The following is an 18,646-nucleotide window of genomic DNA, read 5'->3' as shown; positions in this document are numbered from 1 at the left end:
CTACTTCCGCTCCTGTTCCGGACGCTTGCGAAGCACCTCGTACATGAGCAGACTCGCTGCGACCGAGGCGTTCAGCGATGTTACATGCCCTTTAAGCGGCAGGCGGATAAGAAAATCACATTTTTCTTTTACTAAACGGCTTAATCCTTTGCCTTCACTCCCGATCACAAGGCATATCGGCATTGCTGCGTCGAGATCGCGGTAATCGGCCGGTGCGTCTGCATCTGTACCGGCAAACCAAAGTCCGCGATTTTTCAGTTCTTCCATCGTGCGGGCTAAATTCGTCACACGCGCGACCGGAACATGTGAAACGGCGCCTGCGGAGGCTTTTGCTACCGTGGACGTTAATCCGGCTGCTCGGCGCTTCGGAATGATCACCCCGTGCACACCGGCAGCATCAGCCGTTCGCAAGATTGCTCCGAGGTTATGCGGATCTTCAATTTCATCCAGCAGCAAAAAGAAAGGTTCTTCTCCGTGTTTGTCCGCTTCTAGAAACAATGCATCCAGATTGGCATATTTAAACGCGGCAACTTGGGCGACAACGCCTTGATGGTTCGTGCTGTCATAAAGCTGATCAAGCTTCTTTTTCGGCACAAACTGCAATTGAACGGAAGCACTTTTCGCCAGCTTGACAACCTCGTTCATTTGTCCGCGCTGCGATCCTTCGGCCACCCAAACTTTGTGCACGGTCTGCTCGCCTTTTAACGCCTCGATAACAGGGTTCTTTCCGGCAATATAATCTTCTGAAGCCATTACTTAACCTCCTTTCGCTCCTCAATCAGTTCAAAGCTGCGGGCAATCAGCTCTTCCATCCGCTCACGGCCTTCTGTCACGTATAAATACCCTATTAAAGCTTCATAAGCCGTGCTTAAATGATATGTTTGCTGATTTGTATTTTTCGGCACGGTTCCGGATTTGGCATTTCGCCCGCGCCTCGCGACAGCGGCTTCTTCTTCTGTCAGCTCAAGATTATCCACGAGCGTTTGCAGCACATATGCCTGCGCTTTAGCCGACACATAAGAGGTCGCCGCTTTATGCAGTTTATTCGGCCGAACATTTCCCCGCGCCAGCAGCCGGTAACGCACATACATATCTAATACAGCATCACCCATATATGCCAGCGCGAGCGGATTCAGCTGTTTCGGTTCCTCAATCGGTTCATTGAGTTTCATACGTCCCCTCTTTTCCAGCGCGTGCCTTGCGGTGTATCCTCTAAGACAATCCCTTTTTCTTTCAACAGATCACGAATTTCGTCCGCCCGTTGAAAATGACGGTTTTTTCGCGCTTCAACCCGTTCTTCGATCAGCTGTTCAATCTCTTCATCGAGCAGCTCTTCTTCCTCTTTCACTTTAATGCCGAGGACGAACGCCATATCGTCAAATTCGTCCAAAAATGATTGCAAAACGGACTTTGCGGTCTGTTTTTCTTCCAGATATAAATTCGCCGTTTTAACAAGATCAAACATTACAGCGACGGCATTCGCGCTGTTAAAGTCGTCGTCCATCGCTTCGATAAAGCGTTCGCGGTGGGATATGATTTTCTCTTTCCAGCTGTCTGCATCGCTGCCGAGGTCCGCCGATTCCGCGAGGCGGTGCGCCGTATTCTGATACGTCGTGCGGATCCGCTCAAGAGCTTTCCCGGCGGCATTCAGCTGCTCATCACTGAAGTTAATCGGACTGCGGTAATGAGCATTAACGATGAAAAAGCGGACAATTTCCGGGTCGTACTGTTTTATAATGTCATGGACAAGAATGAAGTTATCCAGCGATTTGGACATCTTCTCATTGTCGATATTGATATAGCCGTTGTGAATCCAGTAATTGGCCATCTTTTTTTCATTCAGAGCTTCCGATTGGGCTATTTCGTTTTCGTGATGCGGAAAAGAAAGGTCTTGCCCGCCGGCATGAATATCGATCGTTTCACCTAAGTGTTTTTTGACCATCGCCGAGCATTCGATATGCCAGCCGGGCCGACCGTTGCCCCACGGACTTTCCCACGCAATTTCATTGTCTTTTGCCTTTTTCCACAAGACAAAATCAAGCGGATCTTCTTTCTTTTCACCGACTTGAATGCGCGCTCCGGCCTGCAAATCATCGATCGACTGATGTGACAGCTGCCCGTAGTTTTCAAATTTACGCGTGCGAAAATAGACGTCGCCGTCGGATTCATAGGCGTACCCTTTGGCAACCAAGCGTTCAATAAAGGCGATGATCTCCGGCATCGTATCCGTTACACGCGGATGTTCATCCGCTTTTTTGACGCCGAGCGCTTCCGTATCTTCGTAATACGCATCGATAAACCTCTCTGCAACGGCCATCACATCTTGATCTAACTCTTCCGCTGATTTGATAATTTTGTCATCGACATCCGTGAAGTTTGATACATAATGAACGTCATAACCGCGGTATTCCAGATAGCGCCGGACCATATCAAAAACGACGGCCGGACGCGCGTTGCCGATGTGAATATAATTATACACCGTCGGTCCGCACACATACATTTTCACTTTACCTTCTTCAATCGGTTCAAACCGTTCTTTTTGCCGTGTCAGTGTATTATAAAGCTGAATCGTCACGAGATGACTCCTCCTTCTTGTCTTCCGTTTGCGTTGCCTCATTCGCAACACTGCCGCGCAGCTGCGATACTTCCGCTTTTAATGCCTCAATTTCAGCTTCCAGCTCTTTGAATTTATCTTGAATCGGATCGGGGAGCTTATGATGGTCAAGGCTTCCTTCAACTTTGACCCCGTCCTGAACGACGACTTTGCCGGGAATGCCGACAACCGTGGCATTCGGCGGAACTTCTTTTAACACGACTGAACCCGCTCCGATGCGGGATCCTTGCCCGATCGTCATCGATCCGAGAATTTTCGCTCCGGTCGCAATCAAAACATCGTCTTCAATCGTCGGATGGCGCTTCCCTTTTTCTTTGCCGGTACCGCCTAACGTGACACCTTGAAAGAGCGACACGTTATTGCCGATTTCGCACGTTTCCCCGATGACAATGCCCATGCCGTGATCAATAAACAGCCGCTGGCCGATTTTTGCCCCCGGATGGATTTCAATCCCGGTAAAAAAACGGCTGACTTGCGAAATATACCGGGCAATGAAATAAAACTTCTTATTCCATAGCCAATGAGCTAAACGGTGACTCCATATCGCATGGACACCTGCGTAATTGACCATCACTTCAAATCGGTTGCGTGCCGCCGGATCCTGATCTAAAACGACATCGACGTCGTTTTTTAATGTTTGTAACAACCGGGCACCCTCCTCTCTTTTCACAATTTTTTTCATCAACACCTGTATAAATAAAAAAACGCCCCTGTGCCGTGATGACACAGAGACGTTCATAAACGCGGTTCCACTCTGTTTAAACGCAGCCGTAATTTTGCTCTGCGTTTCGCTTTTGAAAGGATAACGGCCTTTATCCCGCTCTTCCTACTCTCCGGTCTGCGGATTTCAGTCGAGTGACTCCAAGGGGCATTTCAACAGCTGCTCAGTAGGTTCCTTTCAGCCGCGGGAGCCCTCTCTATAAAAAAGCCTCGCTGTTTACTTATCCTTATCTGCGTCTGGTTATTTAGCTGTCGTCATCCTTTAGAAGAGCCGTAATGCGGTCAGACACTGTCTCCCGGCCTAACAAAGAAATCATTTTCGGCAAATCCGGCCCGTGTTTTTGTCCGGACACCGCGACGCGGATCGGCATAAAGAGCTGTTTGCCTTTGTATCCAGTCTCTTTTTGAACGGCCTTCATCGCTTGTTTGACCGCGTCCGCTTCAAATGAATCGATCAGGCGGAGCTGCTCGGCAAAGCTCTGCAACACCTCGGGAACTTGCTCTTCAGCCAGAACTTCCTGCGCTTCACTGTTATATTGAATTTCATCATGAAAAAAGAGATCTGTCAACTCAACGATATCCGCTCCGCACGTCATCTTCTCTTTATGAAGCACGATCAGTTCGTATGCCCACTGTTTTTGCTGTTCGGACATAAACTCCGGCAAACGGTCGGCTTTTTTTAGATGAGGCAGCGCAAGCCAAACGACACGGTCATCGTCAGCTTCTTTCATATATTGGTTATTCATCCAAGCCATTTTTGCCGTATCGAACACAGCAGGAGCTTTAATGACCCGGCCGAGTTCAAATTGCTCAATCAATTCATCCATCGAGAGCAGTTCTTGTTCGCCGCCCGGCGACCAGCCAAGCAGCGCGATAAAGTTAACGACCGCTTCCGGCATATAGCCGAGTTCGCGGTACTGTTCGATAAATTGAATAATCGATTCTTCACGTTTGCTCATTTTTTGCCGTTCTTCGTTCAAAATCAGCGAAGCGTGCGCGAATTTCGGTGTTTTCCAGCCAAAAGCCTGATAAAGCAGCACTTGTCTCGGCGCATTCGAAAGGTGTTCTTCTCCGCGAATGACGTGCGAAATTTCCATCAAATAATCATCGATAACGACAGCGAAATTATACGTCGGAATCCCGTCTTGCCGAACGATAACAAAGTCGCCGATTCCGTCAGATTCAAACGATACTTGTCCGCGCACTTCGTCATCAACAATAATCTCTTCGCCGGCCGGGACAACAAACCTTACAACCGGCTTGCGTCCTTCCGCTTCGTATGCTTGCTTTTGTTCGTCAGTTAAATTCCGGTCGCGCCCGCTGTACATCGGTGTTTCTCCGCGTGCGCGCTGTTCTTCGCGCTCTTTTTCTAATTCTTCTTGTGTCATATAGCAGTGATAAGCTTTGCCTTCGGCTAAAAGCTGATCGACATATTTCCGGTAAATATCCAGCCGGTCCATGCTTTTGTACGGACCGTAATCCCCGCCGGTATCAACGCTCTCATCCCAGTCAATACCGAGCCATTTTAAGCTTTCCAGCAGCTTTTCCGTCGCGGTATCGACATTTCTCGCTGCATCTGTATCTTCAATCCGAACGATAAATGACCCGTTTTGATTTCGTGCAAATAAATAATTAAACAGAGCCGAACGGGCGCCGCCGATATGCAAATGTCCGGTCGGACTCGGCGCAAAGCGCACTCGTACTTGATCACTCACAGTAAAACACCTGCCATTTCGATAATATTTTCAGTCTGAATTCTCCGTTAATAATACCACAGCTTGCGCTGCTATGCCTTCCTCCCGGCCGGCAAATCCTAATTTCTCCGTCGTTGTCGCTTTCACATTGACGTTTATGATATCCGTTTGCAAAAGCTCCGCAATCCGTTCGCGCATCGCACTGATAAACGGAGCCATCTTCGGTTTTTCCGCCATGATTGTACAATCCGCATTGCCTAATTTATAGCCGCGCTCGCGGGCTAAAGACCAAACGTGTGTTAACAGTTCGGCTGAATCGGCGTTTTGATAGGCAGGATCTGTATCGGGAAAATGCTTGCCGATGTCGCCTTCTGCCAAAGCTCCGAGCACCGCATCCGCGATCGTATGCAAAAGTACATCAGCATCCGAGTGGCCCGTTAATCCTTTGCTGTGCGGAATCGTAATCCCGCCAAGAATGAGCGGACGGCCTTCTTGCAGTTGGTGAACGTCAAACCCTTGTCCGACACGCATCGTCATCTCTCCTCTTCCCGTTTGCGGATAATTGCTTCCGCAAACATCAAATCTTCCGGTGTTGTCACTTTAATGTTTTCGTATGTACCTTCAACCACTTTCACCGTTTTTCCCGCATATTCAAACAGGCTGGCATCGTCTGTCGCGGGATGATTGTCATCTTCAGCCAATTTGTGCGCGCTTCGGATGTCTTCCAAGTAAAACGCCTGGGGGGTTTGAATCAGCCAAAGTAATGATCGGTCCAGTGTCTTCTTTACGCTGCCCATAATGGCTTCCTTTACTGTATCTTTTACCGGTACACCCGCAACTGCGCCGACATCTTTATCGACCGCTTCAATCAGACGGCGGAGCGTTTCGGTGCGGATGAACGGACGGGCTCCGTCATGAATAAGCACGACCGGATTGCCTGAAAGTGCTTTAAGACCTTCGAACACACTCTGCTGCCGTTCGCGGCCGCCGGGCACAATACCGATCACTTTTGTGATGCCGGCATCAGCTGTCATTTTACGCATTTCGTCTCGTTCCGCTTCATTCACAGCAAGAACGATACCTTCACATAGAGAATCCTCCTGAAACACACGGAGTGTGTGAATCAGGAGGGGAACCCCTTCAATCGTAATAAATTGTTTATTTTTTCCCGCTTTCATTCGTGAGCCGTAACCGGCAGCAGGAATAACGACATAATAAGGTTTCATTGCAACCGTTCCTTTTCAAATTGGTTAACTTAAAGCCATTTTATTGCGCTTTTTCCATCGGTTTCGGTTTGGCAAAAATCATTCGTCCGGCAGATGTTTGCAGCACACTCGTCACGACGACTTCGACTGTGTCGCCGATATATCCGCGGCCGTCTTCAACAACGATCATCGTGCCGTCATCCAAATAGGCGACACCCTGATTTTGTTCCTTGCCGTCCTTGATAACTTGCACAGGCATTTCCTCGCCGGGAAGAACAACCGGTTTGACTGCATTGGCAAGATCGTTAATATTGAGCACATCAACGCCTTGCAAATCACAGACTTTGTTTAAATTAAAATCGTTCGTTACAACATACCCGTCGAGCAGCTTCGCCAGCTTAACGAGTTTGGAGTCCACTTCGTGAATATCTTCAAAATCTCCGTCATAAATCTCGACATTAATCGGCAGTTCTTTTTGAATTCGGTTTAGAATGTCCAAGCCGCGGCGGCCGCGATTCCGCTTTAAAACGTCCGAAGAATCGGCAATATGCTGAAGCTCTTCCAAAACAAATTCAGGAATTAAAAGCGTCCCTTCCATAAATCCCGATTGACAAATATCAGCAATACGGCCGTCAATAATAACGCTCGTATCAAGGATTTTTAATGATCCTTTTGTGCCTTTATTTACAGGATCTTCGTCCTCTGTACCGCCGGTTTTACGCCCGGCCTGTTTGGACGATGGGATTAACGCCATTATTTCGTCGCGTTTCTTAAATCCGACTTGAAAACCGAGATAACCGAGCAGCATCGTTAAAACGAGCGGTAAAATCCCGCTTAATACCGGAATTTCAACACTGCTTATGCCCATGCTGATCAAAAACGCGAGCAGCAAACCGACACCGAGCCCTAATGTGCCGAAAATCAAATCGGTCACCGGAAATTTAATCAGCCGGTCCTCAACATTGTTAACTAAACGTACGAGCGGATCGACAGTAAAATGAAGAGATAAATAAAATATAAGTGCACCTAAGATAGCTCCTGTATAGCTGTTGACAAGAATGTGCGGCAAATTTCCGCCGCTGAGATACACGACGAGGTCAGGAATAAAAAGATACCCTAACGTTCCGCCGGTAAACAAAATCACTAATTGAACGATACGTCGCAGCATCGTGTCACCTCCTTTCACCATTGTACGAAAGACTGGACCGTTTTGATTCATCTCTAGGCAAATTCACAAATTATTACATGTTTGATAGTCAAACTTTACCATCGCATTGTATGTGTGTCAATTCTATAAACGTGCCATTATATCTTTATTCACATTCTCCGTCAAGGTCTTTCGCCGGTATCCTTTTAAATATGTCGGTCAATGAATAACTGTTCTTGAATTCGGCTTAAGCCCTCTTTAATTTTACGCGCTCTGACTTCACCGATCCCGTCAACTTCATCCAGCTCAGCGATTTCTGCACGCATAATCTGCTGGAGGGAATGATAGGAACCGACGAGATTCTCGACAACGCGCGGAGGAATGCGCGGGATCTTATTCAATATTCGGTACCCGCGCGGCTCAAGAGAGTACTCGTGCAAATTTGAAATGCGGGGATAACCGAGCAGCTTGACAACCACTTGATCATCGAGCAGGTCGTCACTTGATAACCGCTGAAGACGGCTGAGGACAACACGCGGATCTTCCATTTTTCCGTCCTGATAATCTTTAATTAAATCGAGCGCTTCTTTTTCAGTATTGGAAACGAGTTCTTCCAGCTGCATTGAAATGAGCCGGCCTTCATCGCCGAGTTCATTGACGTAATTTTTGATCTCGCTTTTGATTCGCAGAACCATCTCCACACGGTGCATGACTTGCGAGACATCCTGAAATGTTACGAGCTCCTCGAATTCGAGCGCGCCAAGGTTCGTAATGCTTTGATCAAGAACCGATTTATATTTTTCCAGCGTCTGAATCGCTTGGTTCGCCTTCGTTAAGATCACACCGATATCTTTTAACGCATAGCGGTAGTCGCCTTGATAGAGGGTGATGACATTGCGCCGCTGCGAAATCGAAATCACTAAATTTCCCGTCTGCCTCGCCACGCGCTGAGCAGTCCGGTGACGAATCCCTGTTTCCGTTGATTCGATGTCATTGTCCGGCACAAGCTGCGTGTTCGCATACAAAATCCGGCTTGCATCTTCGCTTAAGATGATCGCCCCGTCCATTTTCGCAAGCTCATATAAATACGCCGGTGAAAAATTGCAATTGATGAAAAACCCGCCGTTAACAATGTTCATCATCTCCGCATTGTAACCGAGAACGATCAAACCGCCGGTGTTGGCGCGCAAGACGTTATCGATCCCTTCTCTAAGCGGGGTTCCAGGCGAGACAAACCGCAGCACCCGGCTGACAAACTGCTGATCATAGTTCGAATTTTGGTGATCCACTTGTCATTCCTCCTAACGTTGCGTCCAGTGCTTCGTTGACATTATTGACACCGATCATCTCAATCCCGTCGGGCACGTTCCAGCCGCCGATATTTTTCGCCGGCAAAATAACACGCTGAAATCCGAGTTTAGCAGCTTCGTTGACACGCTGGTCAATTCGCGTCACCCGGCGCACTTCGCCGGTCAGTCCCACCTCGCCGATAATGACATCCCGCGGATCGGACGGAGAATCGCGAAAACTGGAAGCGATCGCTACGGCAATTGACAAGTCGACGGACGGCTCATCCAAGCGGACACCGCCGGATACTTTCACATAAGCATCATGGTTTTGCATTAACATGCCGATGCGTTTTTCCAACACCGCGATAACTAGCGATATCCTGTTATGATCGATCCCGGTGGCCATCCGGCGCGGATTACCGAAACTTGTCGGCGAGACGAGCGACTGAATTTCCACCAGCACCGGGCGCGTGCCTTCCATCGAAGCGACGACCGCTGAGCCTGATGCTCCTTGTGCGCGCTCTTCTAAAAATATTTCCGAAGGGTTCAGCACTTCTTCGAGACCGGACTCTGCCATTTCAAATATGCCGATCTCATTCGTTGAGCCGAAACGGTTTTTCACGGCGCGCAAAATCCGGTACGTATGGTGCCGCTCCCCTTCGAAGTAAAGCACGCAATCAACCATGTGCTCTAAAATCCGAGGCCCGGCGATCGCTCCTTGTTTCGTGACGTGGCCGACGATAAATACCGCAATCCCTTTCGCTTTGGCTATACGCATAAAGCTCGATGTCGATTCACGCACTTGCGATACACTGCCCGGCGCACTCGTTACGTGTTCCAGGTGCACCGTTTGAATCGAATCAATCACGACGAGCGACGGGGCCAAATGATCGATCGCCTGTTCGATTTGTTCGACATCCGTTTCCGCTAAAACATACAGTTCGTTATTGCCTAAACCGAGGCGGTCTGCCCGCAGTTTCGTTTGCTTCATCGATTCTTCGCCGGAAATGTACAGCACGCGCTGATGATGTTCCGATAATGTCGCTGACAGCTGCAGCAATAGCGTTGACTTCCCAATACCCGGATCGCCGCCGACCAAAACGAGCGAGCCGGGCACAATCCCGCCGCCTAACACCCGGTTCAGTTCGCCGATGTAGGTCGACATGCGGGGGTCTTCTTTTCGTTCTATCTCTGTAATCGCCTGCGGTTTCGTTTTCGCGGCTTCCGCTCCTGATTGAAACGTCCGGTGTTTTGCGCTGCCGGGCGCAGGCGCTTCCAATTCTTCAACCAAGCTGTTCCACGACTGACAGCCGGGACATTTCCCGAGCCACTTTGTCGTTTCATAGCCGCATTCCTGACAAACAAATTTCGTTTTTCGCTTCGCCATCGGTTCTGTCCTCCATTGTCGCAGTTCATTTCTTTTATTTTAACACGGTCGAGGCCCGCTATGGACATTCAGCGGGAATTGCGCTGATGAAATGGCCACCAATTGTAACGCCCGAACATTTTCATGCACGCCGGGACAAAGAGCGGAAGCAGCACGACGGTGTAAAAAAACAGTCCGGTGATCGTTAAGGTGCTGATCTGCATCAAGCTCAAAACGCCGGAAGGGAGCATCGAGGCGAATGTCCCGCCGAGAATAAGCGCTGCCGAGAGCACCGTGCCGCCGATGCGTTTCATCGCTAAATGAATCGTTGCCCGGGCCGAGTCCGGATCTTTCGGATCATAAAGTTCGCTGAATCTGCCTAAAAGAAAAATCGAGTAGTCAACACCGAGCGCCATCAATAAGACAAAGCCAAAGAACGGCACCGGCCACATGATGCCGGGATAGCCCATGATATCGGTGAAAATGATTTCGGTCACGGCTGCCGCGCCAAAGTACGTCGCCACCAGCGAGATCAGCACATAAACCGGCATAACCAATGAGCGAAGCAATACCATCAGTGCGAGAAAAATCCCCGTCAGCATGACAGCCGCAGTCGTCATAAAGTCCTGGTTGGAAACATCGCGCAAGTCGCGGTTCACACTCGTCACACCGTCAATCGCCATTGCCGAATCTTCCATCGGCGTCTCGCGGAAAGAAAAGTGTGTCACTTCTTCCACTTCATCAAGGATGCCCATCGCCTCCCGGCTGTAAGGGTCGGCATCAAGCAAAACGTCAATAAACGTGAACTGTTTTGATTCCGGTGTCGCATACGTGTTAAACGCTTCGGCAAAACCTTCTTCTTCAAGAGCCTGCTCAGGAATAAAAAATCCTTCGAGCGGATGCTCTTGCTGCGAGGCGATTTCTGTTAAAACGTCTTCGATATCGGTCAACCCTTCAGCAGTCTCCTCGACGCCTTCTTTTGCTTCGGTCAGCCCGTCGGTCAGCTCGGCTGCGGCTGAACGGACCTCTTCAAGACCGGCTTCAAACTCAACAAGACCGCTGCGGATTTCACTCAAACCGGTCTGCAGTTCAGCTGCTCCGGCTTCGATCTCGCCCAAGGCATCCGCCGCTTCACCAATCCCTGTTTCGAGCGCTCCGGCTTGTGCTGCAGCTTGATCTAATTCGGCATAAACTGTATTGAAATAAGGCGACGGGTCGGGAAGCGCGACATCCGGCAGCGGATCTTCCGGCAAAGCCTCCGCAGCTGCCGCTTCTACTTCCGCTGCCGGGTCAATATCCAGCTCCGGAATATCAGGCAATTCGTCTTTAACCGCTATTCCTGTCGCCTCTTCAATCTCCGCCGCAGAAACCGGAAGCTCCTCGATTTGACGCTCAAGATCTTCCGTCCGCTCGCTGAGATCCGCGAATGCTTCGTCTATTTCGGCAAGGAACGAGTCAATTTGCTCTTCGATTTCAGTAACGGCAGCTTCCGCTTCCCGCTGCGCTTGACGGGCATTTTCGAGCTCTTCATTCACTTCGTTTTCAGCCGCCCGGACGTCTTCTTCATAATTCGAAATTTCCTCCGACGCGGCGCCGACCTCGGTTTGTATCTCGCGAAGACCCGCTTCGGTTTCACTGATCCCTTCTTCGATATCAGAAGCGCCTGCAATCGCTTCGTCTGTTCCTTGAATCAGTTCGGTCAAGCCTTGCTCCGCCTCATCAATTTCCTCTTCGCTTGCTTCAATTTCTGTCACAGCTTCGTCTAAACCGTCGGCAATCTCGAGTAATCCTTCCTCTGCCTCATCAAGACCGCCGGCTAAGCTGTCTGCCGTATACGGAACCGTAAATTCGTCTTCCAGTTCTCCCTGCGGGCGGTGCAGCCCCCGGACCGTATCGACGCCTTCAATTCTCTCGAGGTTTTTCGTTAAAAATTCCAGATGCGCAATACGCTCCGGCTCATCCCACGAAGGATTCGGCGCTTCGATAATCAAGGTCGAAGCAAAGATTTCTCCTTCGCCGAACACTTCATTTATCCGTTCATAGCCTGTGACCGAATCATAATCACCCTGAATTTCATCGACGGAATCAAACGAACGGTCATCATCATAAACTAGCAGCAGCGGGAGAAGAAGCACGATGATCACGAGGAGGGAAAAACCGGTTTTATTAAGGGCAAACGACCCGAGTTTTCCCCAAAACGCATTGTCTGTTTCTTGTTTCTCTACCTTTGACGGCCAGAAAAGGCGCTTGCCGGTTAAGGATAAAACAGCCGGCATCATCAGCCAAATTGCGCCCACCATGACTACAAGGCTGATCGCCACGGCAGAAGCGGATTGATACAAGTCAAATTCCGCCAGTCCGATCGCTGCAAACCCGATAAAACCGGTAAAGGCGCTGTAAAATACCGTCGCCCGCGATCCTTTCATCGTCCGCAGCATCGCGTCGTAGGACGAATCACCGCTTTTCAGCTCTTCTTGAAACCTTTTTAAAATCAATAAGCAGTAATCGGTGCCGACGCCGAAAACGACGGCTAACACAAAAATTTGCGTGAAATTGGAGACGGGAAAATTAAACGCGCCGATCAATGAAGACACGACGGCAATCGAAAATAAATAGACAGAAGCTAAAATGATCAGCGGGACAAACGGCGCAAGAAAGGAGCGAAATACGGTTAACAGCACGAGGAAAACGAGCGCAACGGTAATGTACGTCGATGTTTCCAGTCCTTCTTCGGTCGTCACGATGACATCTTCATTGATAACCGGTTCACCGGTTTCATAATGGTTGACTCCCGTGACACTGACTATTTCTTCAAGTTCGTCGCGGATCAGTTCATAGTCGCTCGCCGGCATATCCAGCTGCAAAACGGCCAAAAGCACACCTTCATCATCGGCGTAAAGACGGTCTTCTTCATCTTCGCCGTCAAACGGGGTCAGCGTATCGTGTAACGGCAAATTGCCGGGAGACGTTTCTAATTCCACCAGCCGATCCTCGATTTGCTCCAGTTGTTCCGCGGTAAAACCGCCAGGCTCGTCGTACACAACAATAACCTCTGAACCGGTAAATCCGCCGTCTTCGTCAATCAATGGATCAACCATCGAAGACGGATAATCATCCGGCGCTTCCTCTTGGCCCTCTTCGCGGACAAACCGGTCGATATCCGGCGCATAAATAAACGCGGACACCGCGGCTAAGAGCCATAGAAGCGGCAATATGTACAGCAGATGCTTTCTGTTCAATTTAAACAACCAGCGGCGCCGCCCCATGATCAAAATCCTTTCCGCACTTTGTTACAGTTGTTATTACATTATAACGCACTCACGCCAATAAATGAAAAAAGGACCGCCCGCGAGCGGTCCCATAAAAATCATTGTGTTTTTTCTTCTTCTGTTTCTTCCTGCTCGCCTTTTTTCGTAACGGTAAATTCTCCGTCGACAACATCAAGCAGAACGGTCTCGCCTTTTTGAATCGTCTCGCGCAATACCTCTTCCGACAGCCGGTCTTCCACTTCTTTTTGCAATGCGCGGCGCAGCGGGCGGGCACCGTATTCAGGGTCGAACCCTTCATCGGCAATTTTATTTTTCGCTTCTTCGGACAGTTCAAACGAAATCTCTTGCTCTTTGAGCCGGTTTTGTAGCTGCTGCGCCATCAAAGAAACAATTTGTTTGATATGATCTTTTTCTAAAGAGTGGAAAACAATGATTTCATCGATACGGTTAAGGAATTCTGGACGGAAGCTCTTCTTCAGTTCGCCCATGACTTTGCCTTTCATATCTTGATATTTTTCATCCGAGCGGTGTGCCGTAAAGCCGAGGTTTTTCTCCTGCTTCAGCGCTTGCGCTCCAACGTTTGAAGTCATGATGACAGCTGTGTTGCGGAAGTCAACGCGCCGTCCTTTCGAATCTGTCAAAAATCCGTCTTCCAAGACTTGCAGCAAGATATTGAACACTTCAGGGTGCGCCTTCTCGATTTCATCAAGCAAAATGACGGAGTAAGGCTTGCGCCGAACTTTTTCGGTCAGCTGGCCGCCTTCTTCATGTCCGACGTAACCAGGAGGCGAACCGACAAGACGGCTCGTTGTATGCTTTTCCATAAATTCAGACATGTCGATGCGAATAATCGATTCTTCATCACCGAAAAGCGATTCTGCTACGGCTCGGGCCAGTTCGGTTTTCCCGACGCCGGTCGGACCTAAGAAGATAAAGCTTCCGATCGGACGTTTAGGGTCTTTAAGTCCAGCACGCGCGCGGCGGATCGCTTTCGAAACAGCCGAGACAGCTTCGTCTTGTCCAATGACACGGTTGTGTAAAATCTCCTCCATTCGCAGAAGCCGATCGGTTTCTTCCTCGGCAATTTTGCTTACAGGCACGCCGGTCCAAGTTGCGACAACTTGAGCGATATCTTCTCTCGTTACTTCAGAGCTTTCTTGCCCTTGTTTTTCTTTCCACTCATTTTTCATCGTTTCCAGTTCGTCGCGAAGCTTTTGCTCTTTATCCCGGAGCGAAGCTGCTTTTTCGAACTCTTGACTTTGCACGGAGGCATCTTTTTCTTTGCGCAGTTCTTCTAGCTCCTGCTCTTTCTCCTTTAAATTCGGCGGGGCCGTATACGAGCTTAAACGCACTTTCGAGCCGGCTTCATCAATCAGGTCAATCGCTTTGTCCGGCAAAAAGCGGTCTGAAATGTAGCGGTCTGACAAACGAACGGCAGCATCAATTGCATCATCCGTAATCGTGACGCGGTGATGCGCCTCATAGCGGTCGCGCAAACCGCTGAGAATTTGTGTTGATTCTTCAATCGTCGGCTCCTCAACTTGGATCGGCTGAAAACGCCGTTCAAGTGCCGCGTCTTTTTCAATATATTTGCGGTATTCATCCATCGTCGTTGCTCCGATACACTGCAGTTCTCCGCGGGCGAGCGACGGCTTAAGGATATTCGACGCATCGATGGCACCCTCTGCTCCGCCGGCGCCGATCAAGGTGTGAAGCTCGTCGATAAAGAGAATAATATTGCCCGCCTGACGGATTTCTTCCATCACTTTTTTCAAGCGGTCTTCAAATTCGCCGCGGTATTTCGTGCCGGCGACAACCGTTCCCATATCCAGGGTCATCACGCGTTTGTTGCGGAGGATTTCCGGAACTTCGTTATCGATAATTTGCTGGGCGAGACCTTCAGAAATCGCCGTTTTACCGACACCCGGTTCACCGATTAAGACCGGATTATTTTTGGTTCTTCGGCTCAAAATTTGGATAACGCGTTCAATTTCTTCGGAACGCCCGATCACCGGATCAATTTGACCTTCTTTCGCAATCGCTGTCAAGTCACGGGCCAATCCGTCCAGTGTCGGTGTATTCGCTGGCGCCCCGCCCTGACCGGCAGCCTGTTGCTGACCGTTGCTGTTCTCACTGTTGCCGAGAAGTTGCAATACTTGCTGCCTCGCTTTGTTAAGGCTCACTCCCAGGTTGTTTAATACGCGGGCAGCGACGCCTTCTCCTTCACGGATAAGGCCGAGCAAAATATGTTCGGTGCCGACGTAGGAATGACCGAGTTTACGCGCCTCATCCATCGACAGTTCAATCACTTTTTTCGCCCGCGGAGTGTAATGAATTTGCTTCGCTTGATCTTCACCTTTGCCGATTAAGTTTTCCACCTCTTCGGTAATCTTTTCCGAACCAAGACCAAGCGCCGTCAATGCTTTCGCAGCAATCCCTTCACCTTCACTGACCAATCCTAGCAAAATGTGTTCTGTTCCGATATTGCTGTGGCCAAGCCGGCCAGCTTCTTCCTGTGCTAATGCGAGCACTTTTTGCGCCCGTTCAGTAAATCGACCAAACATCATGTTTTGCACCTCCAAAATTATTATCTGTCTAATTTATTTTCTTCTAATGCCAATCTTTCGCGAATAATTTTTGCCCGTCTTTCATTTCTTTCTTCCGCCTGCAGCTGTTTTCCTGCATACTGCTGCAAAAAACCGGGTTGAGTCAAGACCATTAATTCATTTAAAATTTTGCCGTCCAAGCCGGAAACCATCTCAAGATCAATACCGAGACGAACATCCGAGAGCCGCTGCATCGCTTCCTTTGACTCGATTCTGCGGCTGAAAGCCAAAATCCCGTAAGAACGGTACACCTTGTCTTCCAGATACATTTTTGATTGCTGCAGCAATGTCTCGCGAGCTTGACGTTCATGCTGAACGAGCTGTGTTACGACACTTTTCAAATCTGCAATAATATCTTCTTCCGATTTTCCAAGCGTAGTCTGGTTCGAGATTTGAAAAAGATTGCCGAGCGCTTCGCTGCCTTCGCCGTAGATCCCGCGAACGACGAGTCCCAGCTGATTAATCGCCGGTAAAATCTGGTTTAGCTTGTTGGTCATGACGAGAGCAGGCAAATGCATCATCACTGATGAACGCAATCCTGTGCCGACATTGGTTGGGCAGCTCGTCAAATAACCGCGCTTTTCATCAAAGGCAAAATCCAACTTCTCTTCCAGCCAGTCATCCATTCTGTTCGCATTGGCAAAGGTTTCATCCAGCTGAAAGCCTGAAAGCAAACACTGAATGCGAAAGTGATCTTCTTCATTGACCATAACGCTCAGTGATTCGTCCGGGTTGAGAAGAACCGCCCCTGCTTCAGATTCATTGGCTAAACTTGGACTGATTAAGTGTTTTTCAACCAGGACATGTTTTTCATTGCTTTGCATGTCAGCCATTCGAAACAATTCTAAATCAGGAAACGGACCAGCTTTTTTTCCGCTGTAGTTCGACTCCATGTTTGTGACAATATCATTTAAATGCTCATAATCATTCGCAATCGGAAAAGGGATATTCACCAGGTTCCTCGCAAGCCGAACACGGCTGCTGATCACGATGTCAGATTCCGGTCCCTCGTTTTTCATCCAGGGACTGACCGCTTCTGAAATAAATGCTTCAAGTGTCACCGCTATTCAGCCCCCTTTCGCTCAAGCTGTTCCTGCAGCGAACGGATTTTATCGCGCACTTCGGCTGCTTTTTCAAATTCTTCTTCTTCGATTTGCTTTTTCATCTGTTCACGAAGCTGCTCAATTTCCCGATATACGTGTAAATCTTGACCGCCCCGCTTGGGAATTTTGCCTAAATGCGTATCATTTCCGCCGTGAATTCGCCGAAAAATCGAGTCCAATTTACTGTCAAAAGCTTCGTAGCATCGCGCGCAGCCGAAGCGACCCATTTCGGCAAACTGTGCGTATGTCAATCCGCAATGCGGACAGCTTAACGGCTCTTCAGCTTTTTTGCCTGTTTCAGCTGAAGATTGTTTCACTCCTTTTAACGAAGGTTCCATATCTAACAGCCCTGACAGCAGTTGGTGTATCGAGAAGCTGTTCGATCCCGGGATATGTTCCCCTTTTTCTTTTGCGCACGTTTCGCAAATATGATATTCAATTTTTTCCCCGTTTACGATTTTTGTAAAATGAAGGGTGGCCGGATGCTCATTACATTCTTGACAAAGCATTATCACCGCCTCCTTTTAGCTCATTCATTCATCTCTTTATATTTAAGTGTTGTCAGCATCGCTTTCATGATCTCCGCACGCAAAACATCACGGTACGGAAGTTTAACATTCAAAACCTCCCGGTCAATCACACTTTGCATAAGATTCGCTTCCCTTTTTGTAAGAGCTTCTTCATTATACAAACGTTCGATAATATTGAGGGCCGCTGTTTGCGAAATTTGTCCCGAAGTCAATTCAATCAGCTGGTCATAAAGGTCAAGATAATTATCCGGCGTGACCTTAATAATTCGGATATAGCCTCCGCCTCCGCGTTTGCTTTCAACCATATAACCCTTTTCCACCGTGAACCGAGTTCTAATCACATAATTAATTTGTGACGGCACACAGTCGAATTGTTCAGCAAGCTCGCTTCTTTTCACTTCGATCAATTCCTCGTTGCTCGATTCAATGATATGTTTTAAGTAATGTTCAATCACATCCGAAATATTCCGCACTCCGACCCCCTCCTTTTTCACGTCTTTCATGTCTTTACGACTTGACTTTGACTATTTTTGACTATATGAACATAATATAACGAAAGACCGGATAAATGCAAAGATTTAATTTTAACGCTCGAACGGAAAATCTTCGTTTCCTTCTTTACCACGTTCATTTCATATTCAATCTTCATTTAACACTTAGGATGCTTATTTGCTTCAGTGAGATTATTTTCCTGCATATCAACCGTTTAGAACTTACCTGCCGGCCGTTTAACGGTTGTCGGTTTTCGCCATCAAAAAAAAGGCATCCTTATAAGAGAATACCTCAGATTGTAGACAAATTATTATTTTGACGTAAGCCGCGCAGCCGCTACCCTCCGCTTGCCCCGGGCAAGGACTCAGCTAGTATTCGGCGGTATCAGACCGCCGAATACGGATCTTCGTCGCCTGCTTTCCCGGAGGCGTCGGAGGAGTGGATGCGCGGCTTCCTTTATTATGAAAACACTCGATTCAAAGTAGGACATCGATCGATGTCATGACTTTATCATCAAAAAAAGGCATCCTCATTACGAGAATGCCTTCGTTGAAATGCCCAGCGACGTCCTACTTTCACAGGGGGAGAGCCCCCGACTATCATCGGCGCTG

At 48.7% G+C, this 18,646-nt stretch carries 15 protein-coding genes and 1 other annotated feature; all 15 genes read right to left on the bottom strand.

Annotated features, from left to right (window positions below; all coding sequences use genetic code 11):
• The 15 genes from rlmB to EDD67_RS09540 all read right to left on the bottom strand — a co-directional run bounded on the left by rlmB (position 1) and on the right by EDD67_RS09540 (position 18,016).
• Positions 1–753, bottom strand: a complete 753-nt coding sequence (gene rlmB / locus EDD67_RS09610) for a 23S rRNA (guanosine(2251)-2'-O)-methyltransferase RlmB (protein WP_121439867.1) — start codon at positions 751–753, stop codon at positions 1–3.
• Positions 753–1,172 (bottom strand): Mini-ribonuclease 3, encoded by a 420-nt coding sequence (locus EDD67_RS09605; protein WP_121439866.1) that lies wholly within the window; start codon positions 1,170–1,172, stop codon positions 753–755. Before EDD67_RS09605 ends, rlmB begins: the two co-directional genes overlap by 1 nt.
• A complete protein-coding gene (cysS, locus tag EDD67_RS09600; RefSeq protein ID WP_121439865.1) occupies positions 1,169–2,575 on the bottom strand; it encodes a cysteine--tRNA ligase in 1,407 nt (468 codons plus the stop codon). Before cysS ends, EDD67_RS09605 begins: the two co-directional genes overlap by 4 nt.
• The gene (cysE, locus tag EDD67_RS09595) at positions 2,556–3,260 is read right to left on the bottom strand and encodes a serine O-acetyltransferase (protein WP_147123478.1); all 705 of its coding nucleotides are present in this window, start codon (positions 3,258–3,260) and stop codon (positions 2,556–2,558) included. The genes cysS and cysE overlap by 20 nt, the downstream gene beginning before the upstream one ends.
• A 78-nt stretch (positions 3,261–3,338) precedes the next feature.
• Positions 3,339–3,577 (bottom strand) — a binding site (T-box leader).
• A 2-nt stretch (positions 3,578–3,579) separates the two neighbouring features.
• The gene (gene gltX / locus EDD67_RS09590) at positions 3,580–5,049 is read right to left on the bottom strand and encodes a glutamate--tRNA ligase (protein WP_121439863.1); all 1,470 of its coding nucleotides are present in this window, start codon (positions 5,047–5,049) and stop codon (positions 3,580–3,582) included.
• 30 nt (positions 5,050–5,079) lie between these two features.
• On the bottom strand, positions 5,080–5,559 hold the full coding sequence (ispF, locus tag EDD67_RS09585; RefSeq protein WP_121439862.1) for a 2-C-methyl-D-erythritol 2,4-cyclodiphosphate synthase: 480 nt from the start codon (positions 5,557–5,559) through the stop codon (positions 5,080–5,082).
• Positions 5,560–5,561: 2 nt separating this feature from the next.
• Entirely contained in the window at positions 5,562–6,254 is a 693-nt protein-coding gene (ispD, locus tag EDD67_RS09580) for a 2-C-methyl-D-erythritol 4-phosphate cytidylyltransferase (protein ID WP_121439861.1), read from the bottom strand.
• A 40-nt stretch (positions 6,255–6,294) separates the two neighbouring features.
• Positions 6,295–7,401, bottom strand: coding sequence for a PIN/TRAM domain-containing protein (locus EDD67_RS09575; protein WP_121439860.1), 1,107 nt, complete (start codon positions 7,399–7,401; stop codon positions 6,295–6,297).
• A gap of 185 nt (positions 7,402–7,586) precedes the next feature.
• Positions 7,587–8,669 (bottom strand): DNA integrity scanning diadenylate cyclase DisA, encoded by a 1,083-nt coding sequence (gene disA / locus EDD67_RS09570; protein WP_093073197.1) that lies wholly within the window; start codon positions 8,667–8,669, stop codon positions 7,587–7,589.
• Entirely contained in the window at positions 8,644–10,056 is a 1,413-nt protein-coding gene (radA, locus tag EDD67_RS09565; RefSeq protein ID WP_121439859.1) for a DNA repair protein RadA, read from the bottom strand. The genes disA and radA overlap by 26 nt, the downstream gene beginning before the upstream one ends.
• 68 nt (positions 10,057–10,124) lie before the next feature.
• The gene (locus EDD67_RS09560; RefSeq protein ID WP_121439858.1) at positions 10,125–13,301 is read right to left on the bottom strand and encodes an MMPL family transporter; all 3,177 of its coding nucleotides are present in this window, start codon (positions 13,299–13,301) and stop codon (positions 10,125–10,127) included.
• A gap of 101 nt (positions 13,302–13,402) precedes the next feature.
• Complete coding sequence (gene clpC / locus EDD67_RS09555) at positions 13,403–15,871, bottom strand: ATP-dependent protease ATP-binding subunit ClpC (protein WP_093073200.1); 2,469 nt, start codon at positions 15,869–15,871, stop codon at positions 13,403–13,405.
• 20 nt (positions 15,872–15,891) lie between these two features.
• Positions 15,892–16,971: a protein-arginine kinase McsB gene (gene mcsB / locus EDD67_RS09550; protein WP_121439857.1), complete on the bottom strand. Its 1,080-nt coding sequence runs from the start codon at positions 16,969–16,971 to the stop codon at positions 15,892–15,894.
• A 2-nt stretch (positions 16,972–16,973) separates the two neighbouring features.
• Positions 16,974–17,522, bottom strand: coding sequence for a protein-arginine kinase activator protein McsA (gene mcsA / locus EDD67_RS09545; RefSeq protein WP_121439856.1), 549 nt, complete (start codon positions 17,520–17,522; stop codon positions 16,974–16,976).
• A 20-nt stretch (positions 17,523–17,542) separates the two neighbouring features.
• Complete coding sequence (locus tag EDD67_RS09540) at positions 17,543–18,016, bottom strand: CtsR family transcriptional regulator (protein ID WP_121439855.1); 474 nt, start codon at positions 18,014–18,016, stop codon at positions 17,543–17,545.
• Positions 18,017–18,646: the final 630 nt, after the last annotated feature.

Origin of the sequence: Salisediminibacterium halotolerans (genome assembly GCF_003814815.1) — a bacterium.
Taxonomy (GTDB): domain Bacteria; phylum Bacillota; class Bacilli; order Bacillales; family Salisediminibacteriaceae; genus Salisediminibacterium; species Salisediminibacterium halotolerans.
The sequence above is the reverse complement of the archived record's forward strand: the minus strand, read 5'-3'. Positions and strand labels throughout refer to the sequence as shown.

Excerpts from the sequence above, each read along its gene's own strand:
- EDD67_RS09575 (WP_121439860.1), bottom strand. The coding sequence starts at position 7,401 with ATGCTGCGACGTATCGTTCAATTAGTGATTTTGTTTACCGGCGGAACG.
- ispF (WP_121439862.1), bottom strand. The coding sequence starts at position 5,559 with ATGCGTGTCGGACAAGGGTTTGACGTTCACCAACTGCAAGAAGGCCGT.
- mcsA (WP_121439856.1), bottom strand. The coding sequence starts at position 17,522 with ATGCTTTGTCAAGAATGTAATGAGCATCCGGCCACCCTTCATTTTACA.
- ispD (WP_121439861.1), bottom strand. The coding sequence starts at position 6,254 with ATGAAACCTTATTATGTCGTTATTCCTGCTGCCGGTTACGGCTCACGA.
- EDD67_RS09605 (WP_121439866.1), bottom strand. The coding sequence starts at position 1,172 with ATGAAACTCAATGAACCGATTGAGGAACCGAAACAGCTGAATCCGCTC.
- EDD67_RS09560 (WP_121439858.1), bottom strand. The coding sequence starts at position 13,301 with ATGGGGCGGCGCCGCTGGTTGTTTAAATTGAACAGAAAGCATCTGCTG.
- clpC (WP_093073200.1), bottom strand. The coding sequence starts at position 15,871 with ATGATGTTTGGTCGATTTACTGAACGGGCGCAAAAAGTGCTCGCATTA.
- radA (WP_121439859.1), bottom strand. The coding sequence starts at position 10,056 with ATGGCGAAGCGAAAAACGAAATTTGTTTGTCAGGAATGCGGCTATGAA.
- rlmB (WP_121439867.1), bottom strand. The coding sequence starts at position 753 with ATGGCTTCAGAAGATTATATTGCCGGAAAGAACCCTGTTATCGAGGCG.